Origin of the sequence: Wolbachia endosymbiont (group B) of Silvanus unidentatus, from assembly GCF_964028615.1 — a bacterium.
Taxonomy (GTDB): domain Bacteria; phylum Pseudomonadota; class Alphaproteobacteria; order Rickettsiales; family Anaplasmataceae; genus Wolbachia.
On the sequence record NZ_OZ034795.1, the window covers coordinates 1,212,651 to 1,227,311 of the forward strand.

At 33.5% G+C, this 14,661-nt stretch carries 14 protein-coding genes and 1 tRNA gene; 11 read left to right on the forward strand and 4 right to left on the reverse strand.

The genetic code is table 11. The features are described from left to right. Window positions 1–120 precede the first annotated feature (120 nt). On the reverse strand, window positions 121–2,169 hold the full coding sequence (locus tag ABWU65_RS05700; protein ID WP_007302500.1) for a hypothetical protein: 2,049 nt from the start codon (window positions 2,167–2,169) through the stop codon (window positions 121–123). A 129-nt stretch (window positions 2,170–2,298) separates the two neighbouring features. Here ABWU65_RS05700 and ABWU65_RS05705 point away from each other — a divergent pair, with 129 nt between their 5' ends. After that, window positions 2,299–3,624: a phosphomannomutase/phosphoglucomutase gene (locus ABWU65_RS05705; RefSeq protein ID WP_264685500.1), complete on the forward strand. Its 1,326-nt coding sequence runs from the start codon at window positions 2,299–2,301 to the stop codon at window positions 3,622–3,624. 130 nt (window positions 3,625–3,754) lie between these two features. On the opposite strand, the gene ABWU65_RS05710 is transcribed toward ABWU65_RS05705, so the two are convergent. Genes ABWU65_RS05710 through ABWU65_RS05720 form a run of 3 tightly spaced genes read right to left on the reverse strand, consistent with a single transcriptional unit; the run spans window position 3,755 to window position 6,770 of the window. Next, entirely contained in the window at window positions 3,755–4,342 is a 588-nt protein-coding gene (locus ABWU65_RS05710) for a CvpA family protein (protein WP_007302502.1), read from the reverse strand. A 57-nt stretch (window positions 4,343–4,399) separates the two neighbouring features. Then, window positions 4,400–4,996, reverse strand: a complete 597-nt coding sequence (locus tag ABWU65_RS05715) for a riboflavin synthase (protein WP_007302503.1) — start codon at window positions 4,994–4,996, stop codon at window positions 4,400–4,402. Window positions 4,997–5,036: 40 nt separating this feature from the next. Beyond that, window positions 5,037–6,770: a hypothetical protein gene (locus tag ABWU65_RS05720; protein WP_007302504.1), complete on the reverse strand. Its 1,734-nt coding sequence runs from the start codon at window positions 6,768–6,770 to the stop codon at window positions 5,037–5,039. Window positions 6,771–7,451: 681 nt separating this feature from the next. Here ABWU65_RS05720 and pheS point away from each other — a divergent pair. The 10 genes from pheS (at window position 7,452) to ABWU65_RS05770 (ending at window position 14,630) form a co-directional block, all read left to right on the forward strand. After that, entirely contained in the window at window positions 7,452–8,495 is a 1,044-nt protein-coding gene (gene pheS / locus ABWU65_RS05725; RefSeq protein WP_019236907.1) for a phenylalanine--tRNA ligase subunit alpha, read from the forward strand. Beyond that, window positions 8,496–9,722: an NTP transferase domain-containing protein gene (locus tag ABWU65_RS05730; protein WP_052264905.1), complete on the forward strand. Its 1,227-nt coding sequence runs from the start codon at window positions 8,496–8,498 to the stop codon at window positions 9,720–9,722. A gap of 60 nt (window positions 9,723–9,782) precedes the next feature. Continuing rightward, window positions 9,783–10,343: a P44/Msp2 family outer membrane protein gene (locus tag ABWU65_RS05735; RefSeq protein ID WP_007302507.1), complete on the forward strand. Its 561-nt coding sequence runs from the start codon at window positions 9,783–9,785 to the stop codon at window positions 10,341–10,343. 235 nt (window positions 10,344–10,578) lie between these two features. Then, window positions 10,579–11,049 (forward strand): P44/Msp2 family outer membrane protein, encoded by a 471-nt coding sequence (locus ABWU65_RS05740; protein WP_052264904.1) that lies wholly within the window; start codon window positions 10,579–10,581, stop codon window positions 11,047–11,049. Between the two features lie 234 nt (window positions 11,050–11,283). Then, a complete protein-coding gene (locus tag ABWU65_RS05745) occupies window positions 11,284–11,763 on the forward strand; it encodes an outer membrane protein (protein ID WP_019236910.1) in 480 nt (159 codons plus the stop codon). 218 nt (window positions 11,764–11,981) lie between these two features. Next, on the forward strand, window positions 11,982–12,284 hold the full coding sequence (rplU, locus tag ABWU65_RS05750) for a 50S ribosomal protein L21 (RefSeq protein WP_007302510.1): 303 nt from the start codon (window positions 11,982–11,984) through the stop codon (window positions 12,282–12,284). Between the two features lie 10 nt (window positions 12,285–12,294). Next, complete coding sequence (gene rpmA / locus ABWU65_RS05755; protein WP_006012184.1) at window positions 12,295–12,564, forward strand: 50S ribosomal protein L27; 270 nt, start codon at window positions 12,295–12,297, stop codon at window positions 12,562–12,564. Between the two features lie 8 nt (window positions 12,565–12,572). Beyond that, window positions 12,573–12,649: transfer RNA gene (locus ABWU65_RS05760), tRNA-Ile, on the forward strand. Window positions 12,650–12,688: 39 nt separating this feature from the next. Then, on the forward strand, window positions 12,689–13,855 hold the full coding sequence (gene metK, locus ABWU65_RS05765; RefSeq protein ID WP_264374608.1) for a methionine adenosyltransferase: 1,167 nt from the start codon (window positions 12,689–12,691) through the stop codon (window positions 13,853–13,855). 109 nt (window positions 13,856–13,964) lie between these two features. Next, the gene (locus tag ABWU65_RS05770; protein ID WP_007302512.1) at window positions 13,965–14,630 is read left to right on the forward strand and encodes a TenA family protein; all 666 of its coding nucleotides are present in this window, start codon (window positions 13,965–13,967) and stop codon (window positions 14,628–14,630) included. Window positions 14,631–14,661: the final 31 nt, after the last annotated feature.

Genomic DNA, 14,661 nt, shown 5'->3' on the forward strand with positions numbered 1-14,661 from the left:
ACAATGTCCACTTACTCTCAAATGATTTTGCTTGATGTGTTTTTTTGAAAGCACAGAAAATTAGTGATTATTGCAATATAATATCTCGTTTGGATTAGCTATAGTTGAAGTAAAAACTCATCATCCTAAAGGGGTAGATTTTTCCGTAGTCTTAGCAGGAACTGTGTTTGGATTTGATAGTTCTGTATTGACCTTAGTTGGTTCTAATGGAGTTTGCTGTTTTTCCGGTTTATCATTCGGAATTGGAACAGGCCAATCCATAATGTTTTGTGGTATGTTTGTTCGAGCTTCTTCTTCCTTAGTCTTTTTTTGATCTGTTGAAGATGATGCATCAACACCTGTACCTTTAGTAGCTTTTTGTCTTAGTTGTGTGTTTTCTTCTTGTAATTGTTTTAAATTTTTCTTTAACTCATCAATCTCTTTTGTTTTTTGTTTTAATTGTTCAGATATCATTAGTTTGTCCCTAGCCAAACTTTTATTTTCCTTTCCTAATTTACTAATTCTTTTGCTTGAAGATTTATCCGCAGCTTGTGTACCTTGGTCTTGTGTTTTAGGAACTGTAGTTTCGTGATCACTTGCCTGGATTCTTCTACTTTCATATTCAACTTCAGTTTGAGTTGAAGTAGCTACTTTCGCATTTACTTCACTGAACTCATCCGCAAGTGATCTTCCAGATTTAAGTTGCCAAATTTCCCTTTCTAAATTTCCCTTTTCTTTTTGCAGTTGATTTAATTCTTCAGCTAATTGATTTACTTTATCAGTCAATTTTTCGTTTTCATTTTTTGCTTCCATCCATTGTTCTACAAACTGCTTTTCGTGATTATCTTGTGAACCTTCTACCAATATTTTCTTGAGATCATTTTCAAAATTTGTATTCTTTTTTTCTAGTGTACTTAACTTAGCTTCACTTTGCTTAAATTTTTCCTGTAGTTCCGCATTTATTCTATTTGTTGACTGAATCTCACTTTCTTTATCTTTCAATTGATTAATTAAATCTTTTATTCTAGCATTTTTATCTTTTTGACTTTGTTCTAGTACGGTTACTTTTTGTGCTAATCGATCTATCTCTTTATCCTTTTCAGCTAACTCTTTTTCCTTTCTTTTCAATTCATCTTTAAGTCTTGTGACTTCTTTTGCCAAATCTTGCTTTTCCTCGATTAATTGACTTGCTTCTGCTTCACCTTCTTCTGTTATCTTCGTATTACGGCTTTTTAACTCCGCGTTTTCCTTCTTGAGATATGTGTTTTCTTCCTCTAACTCATTTCCTTCTTGTTTGTTCTCTTCTTCATCACTAAACGTATCACTCTCAAATATTTCATCTTCACCATTAAATTCACTACTAATAGACAAAGAACTTCTGCGTGAAGAAGGTGTATTAAGAGAAGAATATCCACTGCTACTTGGTGTAGCTGACTGTGGTGAATCTTTTGTAAATGTTTCCTCTGCTGGTGTTTGCTGATTGTTCACACTTTTGACCATGTCAGTGAAAGTTTGATATAGAGTTTTGCCATTGATAAAAACTTCTTTATTCTGCTCAACTAATTTTAATGCTTCTTCTGAACTCGTTATTCCTCCAAATTTTGGTTCACCAATCACTCTTTTTATGCCCTTAGAATTTACTTCTACAGTCATGCTACAATCTATGCTATTGCCTTTAGAATCCTTAGCTTGCCAGTTAATGGTCATCTCACATGAGCTTGAACCAGTAAAATCATAGTGCCTTTCGCTGCCTTTTTTGGTTGCAGTTATTTGACTATCTTTCCCTAAAGATAGGTTATAAACCTTGCCTTCGTCACTGGCTCTTAAAAGGGTGCTAATCTCTATTGGTTTTTCTTTATTTTTAAACCTAATTTGAAAGTCATTATCTTTTGTTGTATATACTAAGAAATTTTCACTTGGTAGAGATTCTGCGAATTTTTTATGTGCTGCAGTTATTGATTGCTCAAACTTTTGAAACTCATTTTCCCACTTTAAATTTATCTGTTCTTTAACGTTTTCATCTTTGCGTAAAGGGCTGATAAAGTACCAGATTAAATTTTCTTCTTCTAGTTTTCTGATAAAATCCTGAAAATTTTTGCAAGATTTAATGAAACTTAAAATATCATTTTTCTTCTGCTCATCTAAATCTAGACCTTGATTTTCAGTTACAAGTAAATTTTCTTTTGTCATAATTTTTATTTTTAGAGAACTATATTATAATATTAGCATATTTTCTTAAAAAATCAACTAATCTTATAGTTAAATAAACTTGAGTATTTGGCGGGAATGTTATATATTAACCACTCCAAGAAGTGCAGTATGGACAATACTATTATAAGAAAATACGATATTAGAGGTGTGGTAGGCAGAGACCTGCAGATCAGTGATGGGTATGAAATAGGCAGAAAATTTGGTCAAACTGCAGCTAACGTTTGTGTAGGCTATGACAGCAGGATAGATTCACCAAGTATAGAAAAAGAATTAATCAGAGGCTTAATTTTATCCGGTGCAAATGTTATACGCGTTGGGCTCTGTTCTTCACCTATGCTCTACGCTGCAACAATGAATGCAGATCTTGGGATTATGATCACTGCTTCTCATAATCCCAGAAAATATAACGGCTTTAAATTTTTCAGTAGTAAAAAAGTTTACTCAGATCAAGAAATGAAGGAAATTATAGGCAGTACAATTAAAAACAGCACGAAAATTGGAAGCTTAATTAACACGAATATATATAGCGAGTACGTTAACATATTAAAAAATGTACTCAAGAATAACACTACACAAAAACTAAAAATAGCCTGGGATTTTGGCAATAGTCCAACAATTGTAAGGTATATTGAAAAAGTTTTACCAAGTCATATACACATCATAACCAATAATTCTATCGATGGAACGTTTCCACTGCACGACCCAGATCCCATAGAAGAGAAAAATCTTGCTCAGTTAATAGATATTGTCAAGAAAGATAAATGTGATCTTGGTATTGCACTTGATGGTGATGGTGATAGGGTACGCTTGATTGATAATAAAGGTAATGTTGTTTCCAATGATCACTTGTTTATGATTTTTGCACGTGAAGTATTGGCGGAACACCCAAAAAGCAAAGTTATTGCCAACGTAAAAATGAGTATGAAAGTGCATGATTTCGTTAGCAAATTAGGGGGGCAAGTAATTACCTGTGCCACTGGACACTCACTAGTTAAGAAAAAGATGGTAAAAGAGGAGGCAAAGTTTGCCGGTGAACTGAGTGGACATTTTTTCTTCTCTGAGCTGGGCTTCGATGATGGACTATATTCTGCTGTTAAAGTCATTAACATTTTACTTAAGAAAAACCAAAGCCTATCTGAGGCGATTGAAGATTTACCAAAGTTATATATCACTCATGAAGTGAAAATTGTGGTGAAGGATGAGAAAAAATTTCAAATAATTGAATCAATCAAGGAGACACTAAAGCAGCAAAACATTGTATTTTCAGAGCTTGATGGAATTAAGGTAACTGATGATAAAGGTTGGTGGCTTCTTAGAGTATCAAATACGCAAAACTGCATAACAGCAAGATGTGAAGGAAATACCTTAGAAGATTTTGAACTCACTAAAAAAGTTTTGTTTTATTACATTGATGAACTAAAATTATACATTTAAATTTTTTTGATGATTTACTTATTCGTCAATGTTTGCAGTTTTGTTTGATTAGTAATAGGAATTGGTAACCTATGGCGCACTGCTGTGGATAATAGCTGTCTAGGCTAGTTTAGCTATAGAAAATCAACACTCACTTTTCTTTATTGTTTTGAGGTTTTTCTTGATCAACCATTTCCTCACCAATCTCTTTTATTTTTAGTATCAATGACTCTGGTACATACATGTTAATTACTTCTTCTGTTGTCACAAATAAAGCCTGATAAGAGTGTGAATTTATTATCCAATTGGGCAATATGTCTTCTGCGTCTATTTTAGACTCTCCCTCTTTTTTATCATATACTGTGTGGCAATATAAGTGCACAGCAAAAAATAGTACATAAGAAAGCAATATTCCTCTGAGTGCTCCGACAAAGATTCCAGTAACTCTATCCATTAATCCCAACCTTATAGGTGATAATATGTACATTAGCCAGTTATTCATTGTCATGAATGTAAGATTAAGTATAATAAATACAGAGATTGTAGAAAGTATGTTTTGTGTAACTTTAGAGTTAAAATACTTACTATAATTTATAATAAAAAAATCATAGTAACTAGCTGTCAAAAAGACTGATAAGAGCAAGAACATTAATGCACATAGCTCTTTTATAAAACCTCTAGTTATCGATATTATTACACACAAGACAATAATAAAGATAATTAGGCTATCGAAAAACATATTTTGTATCTATATGATTTTCAAGATATAATAGTTGTAAATAACAAAGTTGTAAAATTAATTGTATTGATATTTTATCAGCTGGTCTAAGTACCGGGCAATCATATCAACTTCTAAATTTAGGTAATTACCTGTTTTATTATGCTGAAAAGTTGTGTTTTTCCATGTATAGGGAATTATATTCACAGTGAATTCTTGATCGACAACTGAATTTACTGTAAGGGAAACTCCATCTAGCGTTACAGAACCTTTTTTTGTAATAAATTTAATTAATTCTTGTGGGCATGATAGTCTGATTTCATGAGATTCTAAATTTTGATTGATTGTTAAAATTTCTGTTGTGTCATCCACATGACCCTGAACCAAGTGGCCGTCAATTCTGTCACTCAGTTTCATTGCTTGTTCTAGGTTTATTTTTTTTCCTATTTTCCACATATTTAAGTTAGAAACCTTCATAGTTTCTTGAGATACTTGAACTGTGAATACATTGCTCATTATGTCGACAACAGTTAAACACACTCCGGAGCAGGATATTGAATCTCCTTTGTTTATAGAGGATAAATTTTGTGTCTCAATATGGAAGATTTGATCAGAGTTAGGGTGGATAGTGATATCAGTTATAGTGCCAATATCTTGGATAATTCCTTTAAACATGCAATAAAATAAATAATTATATCACAAAAGATCTTATTTGTTAGATGTGCAAAGGAAGATCTTTTTCACTTATCTGCTCAATAGATTCTACAGAATATTCAGAATATAGAAAGTAAGCCAGGTTCAAAACGCACAGTGTAATTAATATCGGTAACCCTATGTTTAATGTTAGACCGATACTTTTCCTTTTTTCTGTTGGCACCAATTCCTTTAAAATTGACACTTTTCCCAGCGGCAAGTGCCATAGCCAGAGTGCTGATATAGAAGCTGCTACTAAAAATAGACAAAGATAAGTCTCTTTCGAGGAAAATACAGTTTTTAATGGTGATTTGAGCCCAATATTAGTAGGCAATCGAGTTTTAGCTTCATTTGTTTTTGGTAAATGTTCTACAGCTTTGCTTGGCAAAATTTCATGAGAAATATTTCGAGGCTGTGGAGAAGATTGTATAGGAATGCCCGAAACTAATTTGAGCAATTGCACTGTTTTTCTATATACTTGCTTTTGTAAGTATTCTTTACCTAGAAGTGAGTTATTAGGAGGTTGTGGCCTTTTGAGTACCTCTAGCACTTCTGATATCTCATCTGATTCTAATACTTCATGTAATTGTTTATCTTGAAAGTAAACAATATTAAATATTAAGTTGAAAATATTGTGAAATGTCTCTGGGTCTTGATTTTTATATCCATTCATCACTTCAATAAATATTTCATCGAGTTTTTTTTCTCTACGCTCAATCTGGTTATCTATCATAGCTACTCTAGCATCATTTTGAGCTTGTTTTACGATAGATTGTTTTTCTTCTTCTGATAGTTCTTGAGCTTGCTTTTTTGACTTCTTTTTTCTGTTAGTTTTAAAATAATCTGTGTGCGACCTGGTTTGACCTATATCCCGCTCTGTTTCTTGAGGGACTAAATTTCCTATACTACCCTCTGTTATCCGAGTGGCTGACACTGGTTCTTTCTCTTCTTGGTCAAGTGCTGGAATAACACCAGGTGGCATATTGTTACTCTGTATAGAAAATTTGGGCAGTTGTGGGAAAAAGAATTGTGCCGTATTAAAAAAATTGAATGGCTGAAAAAGAGACCTAAACCAGGAAATATTTTCATGCATTGTAGCAACAATTACTGGTGCACGTGTAATTTGCTTTCTGTTACTTGCTATATTGTAGCCAAACGAACCTTGCACAATTTGTTTATCTTGCGTGTTTCTTTTTTCAATCACATTTTCGTTTTTATTTTCAGTTTCTTCTATTTGTAATGTATCTTGACTTTGCTCCTCACTTTTGGCTTTTTCTACATGCTTTAGCTGCTTATTCAAGAATATCTCGATTTGTTGCAAGCTATTGAGGTTGATGTTTTTAACGTTTGTTTGTAGCGTTATCGTTATGCCCTGCATGAGGATTTGAATTGGAGCATTATTTATGAATTCTTCTACAGTTTTATTAGCTTTATGGTAGTTATTATATAATTCTTCACTTTCTTTTGCTACTTTTATATTGGCTGTGAAGTTTTTCTCCTGAGAAAGGCTGGTTTCAAAAAAGTCAATCAAATGTTTTATTTGAGGTAATATTGTATTAGGGTTTACCTCTGTCAGTAGCTTGAGCTTAAATGAAAACTCTTGCGTATCACTTGTAATATTTTTTGAGCGAATGGTGCTAATCTCCAGCACTTCATTAGAAAATGCTTTACTTATTTCTTTAGATCTATCCTTAAAAAACTTAGGTAAACCCTCAATTTCGTATTTTTTCTTAGTTTCTATGTTACTACTATGCATGAGTAAATTTTTTAATGTAGAGTGAAATAAAAAACATAATTAGTCAATAAATTAATAATTATAGCACTCTTACATAATAGTAGCGTGTTGGATTCAATAAGAGCAGAAAAAGTTACTTTACAAATCTCATCAATCTTCTTATCATATCAATAAGAGTATTTATCCTTGTTTTTAATCTCTGCAGATTTAACAACAAAATTCAGTAAAAAACTCAGGTATATATTGGCAGATTACATAAAATTATAGCGGCTGCATGTCTTTTTTATTTTTTCTACATTCAGCCAAAATGCGCTTAAAATAAGCGTTAGCACATTATTACAATGCCGATTTACATTATTATAGGGTCAAAACTCACTACTGGGGGATTCTTTTGCCTTTTTTTCGCTTGGTGAATTTTTTAATATTCTGGATTAGTTAGTAGTCCTATAGAGATAGCACTTGATGCTGGAATTCAGGAATTTTTTGAGCACGAAAGTTATGCTAAGTTTTTATTGTTAAGTAAAGGCTGGATTCCAGTGTCGGAGCACTGGAATGACAGAAGAAGGAAACACTCGGATAGGGGCAATTTTAATGATACCATCATAGAGATCAGCTACTCTGATGATAACTTTTTATCCAAATAGTTTTATTGATGATATTAAAGATTGCACTATAATGAAAGTTTAAGCTAGCGTTTTTAAGGTGAATAAAGAGCTAATAAGTGAAATACCTTTACTTGAAGATAAGGCAGTTTCTGAGATTGAAAATGCTGCTTCTTTGAAGGATTTAGAAAAAGTTAGGTTGTCATACTTGGGGAGAAAGGGTGTAGTAAAAGCTTATTTCGATGACTTAAAGAATATAGATGATGCAGGAGAGAAACGCGACCTAGGTGCAGTGATTAATGTTTTACGCAATAAGATAGACCAGCTTATAACAAGCAAAGAAAATGAACTGAAAGATAAAGAAGTTAAGTTAAAACTGCAAAATGAAGCAGTTGATATCACACTGCCTGTCAGACCAGAAAGAATTGGCAAGATTCATCCACTCAGTAAAGTTATAAGTGAAGTGAAGCTCATTTTTGCGCATATGGGCTTTAAAGCAGTTGATGGTCCTGATATTGAAGATGAATTTCACGTATTTGATGCATTAAATACTCCAAGTCACCACCCTGCACGAGAGGAGCAAGATACCTTCTATTTAAGGAATAAAATAAATGATAAAAGAATGGTGCTGCGCACTCATACCTCATCTGTGCAGATTAGAACCATGGAAAAGACAAAAACTTTTCCAATTAAAATAGTGGCTGCAGGCAGGGTATACAGAAATGACTTTGATGCAACTCACACTCCTATGTTTCATCAGATAGAAGGACTTTATGTTAATGAAAATGTCAATATGGGCCAATTAAAATTTACTATTCATTGCTTCCTTAGTAAATTTTTCGGAGATAAGGGTCTAAGAATACGCTTTCGTAATAGTTTTTTCCCTTTTACTGAACCTTCTGCGGAAGTGGACATAAGCTATAAAGATAGTAAATGGATTGAAGTACTTGGATGTGGTATGGTGCATCCAAATGTCTTTAAAAATGTTGGAATAGACGATACTAAATACAGTGGCTTTGCATTTGGGATTGGTATAGAAAGGCTAGCAATGCTGAAATATCAAATTAGTGATCTAAGGAGCTTTTACGACAATAGAGTTAGTTGGCTCAACCATTATGGTTTTCATTTTTCGTCTTTAAGATAAGTGACAAATAAATCTTATACATTTGTTGTACTTGCTGCTGGGCATAGTGAACGAATGAATTCAAGCTTGCCTAAGGTTCTGCACAAAATAGGTAATTTCTCCATGCTTGAGCATGTCATTTACAATGCAAAGCAGCTGAATCCTGAAAAAATAGTTATTGTAGTCGATTTGCCTTTAACTCAAAGGCTGAAATGCTTTGAGGGTATAAAACTAATTACACAAGAGTCAACGCTCGGCACGGGAGATGCAGTCAAAATTGCAATGAGGAACCTGAAAGAATTGTCAGATATAGTTGTTGTGCAGTATGGGGATACTCCACTAATAAAAAGCAGCACAATAACTAAAATGATAAGCTGCTTAGGAGAGAGCAATGCTTTAGTTTGTCTTGGGTTTAAAACTAATAATAAAGGATACGGTAGACTAATTATTGAGAACGGTTCCCTAAGAGAAATCGTAGAAGCACAAAATGGTAGAAATAATGATTTTGCTAATGCCGGAATAATGGTTGCACGTGAAAAGAATCTACGTGAATTGGTGGAGAAAATAGAGTGTAATAACCAAGCTCATGAATATTACTTGACCGATATCGTTTCCATTGCAGTAAAGAGTAATTTAAATGTCGGCTATGTTATTGCTGATGAGGAGGAGGCAACTGGCATAAATAATAGGAATGACCTTGCAACGGCCGAGTTTTACTTTCAAGAAGAAAAAAGAAAGTTTTTCACTAACTCTGGAGTAACGCTTGTTGCTCCAGAAACTGTTTTCTTCTCTCTTGATACGCAAATTGGTATGGATTCGATTGTTTACCCATACGTTTTTTTTGGTCCTGGAGTAAAAATAGGATCTGGTGTTAGGGTTGGTCCATTTGCCAAATGTGAAAATACAACAATAGGTGATGGTGCAATCATAGGTAATTTTGTTGAAACAAAAGCAAGTGATATAGGTATAAATACTAAGATAAAGCATTTAAGTTATATAGGAAATACTCAGGTAGGGCAGGGGAGTAACATAGGTGCAGGTACCGTTATTTGTAATTATGATGGGAAAAAGAAACATAGAACAAATATTGGAAGCAATTGTTTTATTGGTGCCAATAGTTCATTAATTGCACCGCTTAATGTGCATGATGACTCTGTCATTGCAGCAGGTAGCGTTATAGTGAAAGATGTGCCAAAGGGAAGTCTTGCAATTGCAAGAGAAAGGCAAGTAACTAAAAAAATAAAATAATTCCAATTTTTTTCTTGATGGTTATGCTTATATATGCATATGCTGAGATCTTAGATAAAAATGAAAAAATTATTTACCTTGTTGGTTTGTTGTTCTCTTTCAGTACCATCTTTTGGAGTTGATTGGATTAAAGATAGAATTTATACTTCTTTGTCATATAGCCGACTTGGTGTTAATTATGACGTTGGTTTTCACTATACAGATAGCGTTAAAATTTCAGTTGGCTATGTAATCAAACCTATTATTAATTCTCTAATCAAACCTACTCTTGATGAAGAATTTGGAGCAGTGGTGGGGCTTATGGCAAAGCTTCATTATCATCATAAATTTGAAAATACGGGTATTACTCCTTATATTACTGCTGGTGTTGGTGCTGTTATAGTGCGTACAATGAAGGCTAAACCTAATGTAGGTAGAGCTGATAGTATAGGTGAAAACATAAGTGCTCTACTTGGAGAGGCTTTCAAAGCTGTAGTCAATGATGAATTTTTTTCTTATCAAATAGGTTCTGGTATTAATCTTCCACTTTCTGAAAGAACAAGTGTTTTTGCTGGCTACAAATTGCAAAGGTTTCATAAAATTTTCCATGGAATTGAGCTAGGAGTGAGTTTTAATTTATAAACTCTGATTGAATATTTTTAGTAAAGGCTAGTGGGAAATTATATTGAAGCGAAAGTAAGTGATGTAGACTCAAATGATGATTGCAGCAGATAGTGAAAGATATGCCAATTTGCAATTGCAAGAGAAAGACAAATAACAAAAAAAATAAAATAATTCCAATTTTTTACTTGCAATTTATACTATTTTTAATATTTATATGCTTGTATATGAATATATTAATCTTTGGAGGATAAAAATGAAAAAGTTACTTACTTTGTTGGCTTGCTGTTCTTTGTCAGCACCGTCTTTTGGAGTTGATTGGGTTAAAGATAGAACCTACACCTCTTCGTCATATGGCATGCTTGGTGTTAATTATGATCTTGGCTATCATTGTACAGATAGCATTAAAATTTCATTTGGTCCTGCAGTTAAACTTGTTATGAGTGAAGGGATTTTAGACGCGGGACTTATGACAAAGCTTCATTATCATTATAAATTTGAAAATACAGATATTACTCCTTATGTTACTTTTGGTATAGGAGGAGTTGCTAAAATTCCTCTTTCAGAAAATCAAGGGCCAGACGTAGAAGAATTTTTTTCTTATCAAATAGGTTCTGGTATTAATCTTCCACTTTCTGAGAGAACAAGTGTTTTTGCTGGCTACAAGCTGCAAAAGTTCCATGAACTTTCGCATGGGGTTGAATTTGGAATGAGTTTTAATTTGTAAGCTCCGATTGAATGTTTTTAGTGAAGTCTGGTTTGAATTTTTGTTGAAAAAAAGCAAGTGATATAGGCTAAAATGATGATTGCAGTAGGTAACAAAATGTGACAAAGAGAAGTTTGGCAATTGCAAGAGAAAGGCAAGTAGCTAAGAAAGTGATTCCGATTTTATTATGTAAGTTATGTGATTTTTAACTTTTCTGTGGGTATATATGCGTATATTCATGGTTAGAGGGTAAAAATGAAAAAATTACTTACTTTAGTAGTCTGCTGTTCTCTGTCAGCACCGTCTTTTGGAGTTGATTGGATTAGAGATAGAATCTATACTTCGTCGTCATATGGCAATCTTGGTATTAATTATGAGCTTGGCTATCATTATACAGATAGCATAAAAATTTCAGCTGGTCCTGTATTGAAATCTGTTTTGTTTGGAGGATCTTTGGCAGAGTTAGGATTCATGGCAAAGCTTCATTATCATCATCAATTTGAAAGTACGGATATTACCCCTTATGTTACTTTTGGTGTAGGAGGTGGAGCTAAAGTATCTCAACCAGCACAGCAAGATCAACAGCCAGACGTAGAAAAGTTTTTTTCCTACCAGATAGGTGCTGGTATTAATCTTCCACTTTCTGAGAGAACGAATGTTTTCGCTGGCTATAAACTTCACAAGTTCAGTAATTTTTCTCATGGGTTTGAACTTGGAATGAGTTTTAATTTATAAGCTCCGATTGAATGTTTTTAGTGAAAGCTTGAGTTTTTATTAACGTCGTAAAGTTTTCATGAGACTAAGAGAATTTGAGAGTAGTCAAGTTTTAAAACTTGACTACTCTTCACGAGGAAAAGCAGATAAAGGTAGAAGTATTTCATGTTTTTATTTATATTGACAGTATGTGTAACATCATTTACGATTAGTGTTAATAACAATAATTGATATTTGTCATGTTTGCAGTAATCGAAACTGGTGGAAAGCAGTATTTAGTAAAAAAAGGCAGCATAATTAAAGTAGAAAGATTACAAGCTGAAGAAAAAGAGGAAGTGGAAATCAATAAAGTGATTTGTGTTTCAAACAATGGCTTATCTTGTTCATCTAATGCTGTTGTTAAAGCTGAAGTACTGGAGCAGTGTAGAGATAAAAAAATTATAATCTTTAAGAAAAAGAGAAGAAAAAATTACCGTAGGAAAAATGGTCATAGGCAGTATATTACTGTTCTTCGTATCAATGAAATTAGTCTTCAAAAGTAAGAGGTAAGATATGGCAACTAAAAAATCAGGTGGTAGTTCCTGTAATGGTAGAGATTCGGCAGGGCGTCGACTCGGGATAAAGAAGAATGGTGAGGTTATTCCAGGTAACATAATTGTACGTCAAAGAGGTACAAAATTTCATCCTGGAAAGAATGTTGGTATGGGTAAAGATCATACGATTTTTGCTAAAACGAAAGGCTGGGTGAGTTTTAGAAAATCAGCAAATAAAAAGACGTTTATTGATGTTGTGCCTACAGATGATATGCAAGCCTTGGCTTGAATAGATACGGGTCTGTAGCTCAGGTGGTTAGAGCGCACGCCTGATAAGCGTGAGGTCGGAGGTTCAACTCTTCCCAGACCCACCATTTAAATTTGCAATAGTTTTGATATCGTGTAACTAAGCGATGGTTTTACATAAGAATTCAGTAACCAGTGAATCAGTAGCAGCCGGTCATCCAGACAAAGTAGCAGACCAGATTTCAGATGCAATACTTGACGAATACCTTTTTAATGACTCTTCCTCTCGTACTGCAATAGAGACTTTAGTTACTAAAGATAATGTTATTATAGCTGGGGAAGTATTTGGGCCGAACATTGAAAATAGCAAGATTGAAAGTATTGTACGGAATACAATAAAAGATATTGGTTATGAGCATGATGGTTTCCACTGGGAAACAGTGAAAGTAAATATATTACTACATGAACAATCAAATGACATTGCAATAGGTGTGGATCAAGGTGCTGGGGATCAGGGCATAATGTATGGCTATGCAACAATAGAGACAGAAAGCCTCATGCCAGCACCCATTTTTTATGCACACTCGATTCTGAGAAATATCATGAGTATGGTCAAAGAGGTAAAGCTTGGTCCGGATGCAAAATCGCAAATCACTTTGGCGTATGAGAATAACCTTCCAGTGCGTGCTGAAAGTATTGTTGTTTCAATACAGCATCTTGAGGATCTGAGTCAATCGAAAGTGAAGGAAATAATTTATCCTTACATAGCTTCATCTTTACCTGAAGGGTGGATGTGCCCTAAAGAAAATCTCTTAGTCAATCCAACAGGTAGATTTGTTATTGGTGGACCAGTTGGTGATTGTGGATTAACCGGACGAAAAGTTATGGTTGATACTTATGGAGGCTATATTCCACACGGTGGAGGAGCGTTTTCTGGAAAAGATGCAACAAAAGTTGATAGATCCGCAGCTTATATGGCGAGATACCTTGCTAAAAATATTGTCTTTGCAGGTTTAGCTGAACGTTGTCTTGTGCAGCTTTCTTATGCAATTGGTGTCTCAAAACCTACTTCATTTTACATTGATACATTTGGCACGAATACAATAGATGAAGAGAGGATTAAAGGGTTTATTGAAGGTAACATAGATTTATCAACTAAAGGCATAATAAGACATTTATCACTTAATCGTCCTATATATAAACGTACAGCCTGCTATGGGCATTTTGGTAAAAAGTTAGAAAGTGATGGTGGATTTTCTTGGGAAGGTGTGGACTTATCTACTGATTTTTGTAAAGAATTTAATATAGAAGAAGAAAAGAGAGAATTTCTTTAAACTATTAAACTCTTTTATTTCTAGCTTGATACTGATATAATAACTTATTATAAATTGTAAGTAACTTTTTAGTAACTATACTAGTTTTAATATTTATGAGGCTTACAAGATGTCCAACAAACCAAAAGAAGAATTTTATGATATTGCTATAAAAGAATCATCTGATCTTATTGAAGAAATAAAAGAACATCCTTTCAATGTTGAATTGATAAACAATACGCTAGATTATGAAAAGTTCAAAATTTATCTTCAGCAGGATTTTTTATATTTAGTGGACTGTACTCGTGCTTTATTGATTATTGCAGCTAAAGTTGATGACATTGAAATAATGGGCAGTTTGGTTAATGTAGCAAGGGGAACATTTGCGGTTCGAAAGCAGTATACTGAATATTTTGAGACTTGTGATTTATCCGATAATCATAAAAAATCAAAATCTTGTTCTGCTTTTACTGATTTTTTTATGCGTGCTGCATATCATAATTCTGTTGCTGAAGCTTTAGCAGCGTCTTATCCTTGTTTTAATATATACCAAATTATTATAAATCATATGGTAGGAGAGGTTATGCCTAAAAAAGTTGAAGATCACAGATATCAAGGGTGGATTGATATCTATAATAACACAGTAATGAATGCTACGATTAATCAAGTTACTGACGTTGCAAATAATCTATATGCAAAGGCTGGTGATTGTGAGAGGAAAAAGATGCGTGAGTTTTTTAAGAGAGGTCTAGAGCTAGAAATAATGTTTTGGGATGAGATGTATTCTCTAGCATAATCTGTAGTATTAACACTAAATTATATTCTAG

Bases quoted from the DNA above. Each gene is read 5' to 3' on its own strand.
- ABWU65_RS05700 (WP_007302500.1), bottom strand. From the start codon at position 2,169: ATGACAAAAGAAAATTTACTTGTAACTGAAAATCAAGGTCTAGATTTA.
- ABWU65_RS05705 (WP_264685500.1), top strand. From the start codon at position 2,299: ATGGACAATACTATTATAAGAAAATACGATATTAGAGGTGTGGTAGGC.
- ABWU65_RS05710 (WP_007302502.1), bottom strand. From the start codon at position 4,342: ATGTTTTTCGATAGCCTAATTATCTTTATTATTGTCTTGTGTGTAATA.
- ABWU65_RS05715 (WP_007302503.1), bottom strand. From the start codon at position 4,996: ATGTTTAAAGGAATTATCCAAGATATTGGCACTATAACTGATATCACT.
- ABWU65_RS05720 (WP_007302504.1), bottom strand. From the start codon at position 6,770: ATGCATAGTAGTAACATAGAAACTAAGAAAAAATACGAAATTGAGGGT.
- ABWU65_RS05735 (WP_007302507.1), top strand. From the start codon at position 9,783: ATGAAAAAATTATTTACCTTGTTGGTTTGTTGTTCTCTTTCAGTACCA.
- ABWU65_RS05740 (WP_052264904.1), top strand. From the start codon at position 10,579: ATGAAAAAGTTACTTACTTTGTTGGCTTGCTGTTCTTTGTCAGCACCG.
- ABWU65_RS05745 (WP_019236910.1), top strand. From the start codon at position 11,284: ATGAAAAAATTACTTACTTTAGTAGTCTGCTGTTCTCTGTCAGCACCG.
- rplU (WP_007302510.1), top strand. From the start codon at position 11,982: ATGTTTGCAGTAATCGAAACTGGTGGAAAGCAGTATTTAGTAAAAAAA.
- rpmA (WP_006012184.1), top strand. From the start codon at position 12,295: ATGGCAACTAAAAAATCAGGTGGTAGTTCCTGTAATGGTAGAGATTCG.
- metK (WP_264374608.1), top strand. From the start codon at position 12,689: ATGGTTTTACATAAGAATTCAGTAACCAGTGAATCAGTAGCAGCCGGT.
- ABWU65_RS05770 (WP_007302512.1), top strand. From the start codon at position 13,965: ATGTCCAACAAACCAAAAGAAGAATTTTATGATATTGCTATAAAAGAA.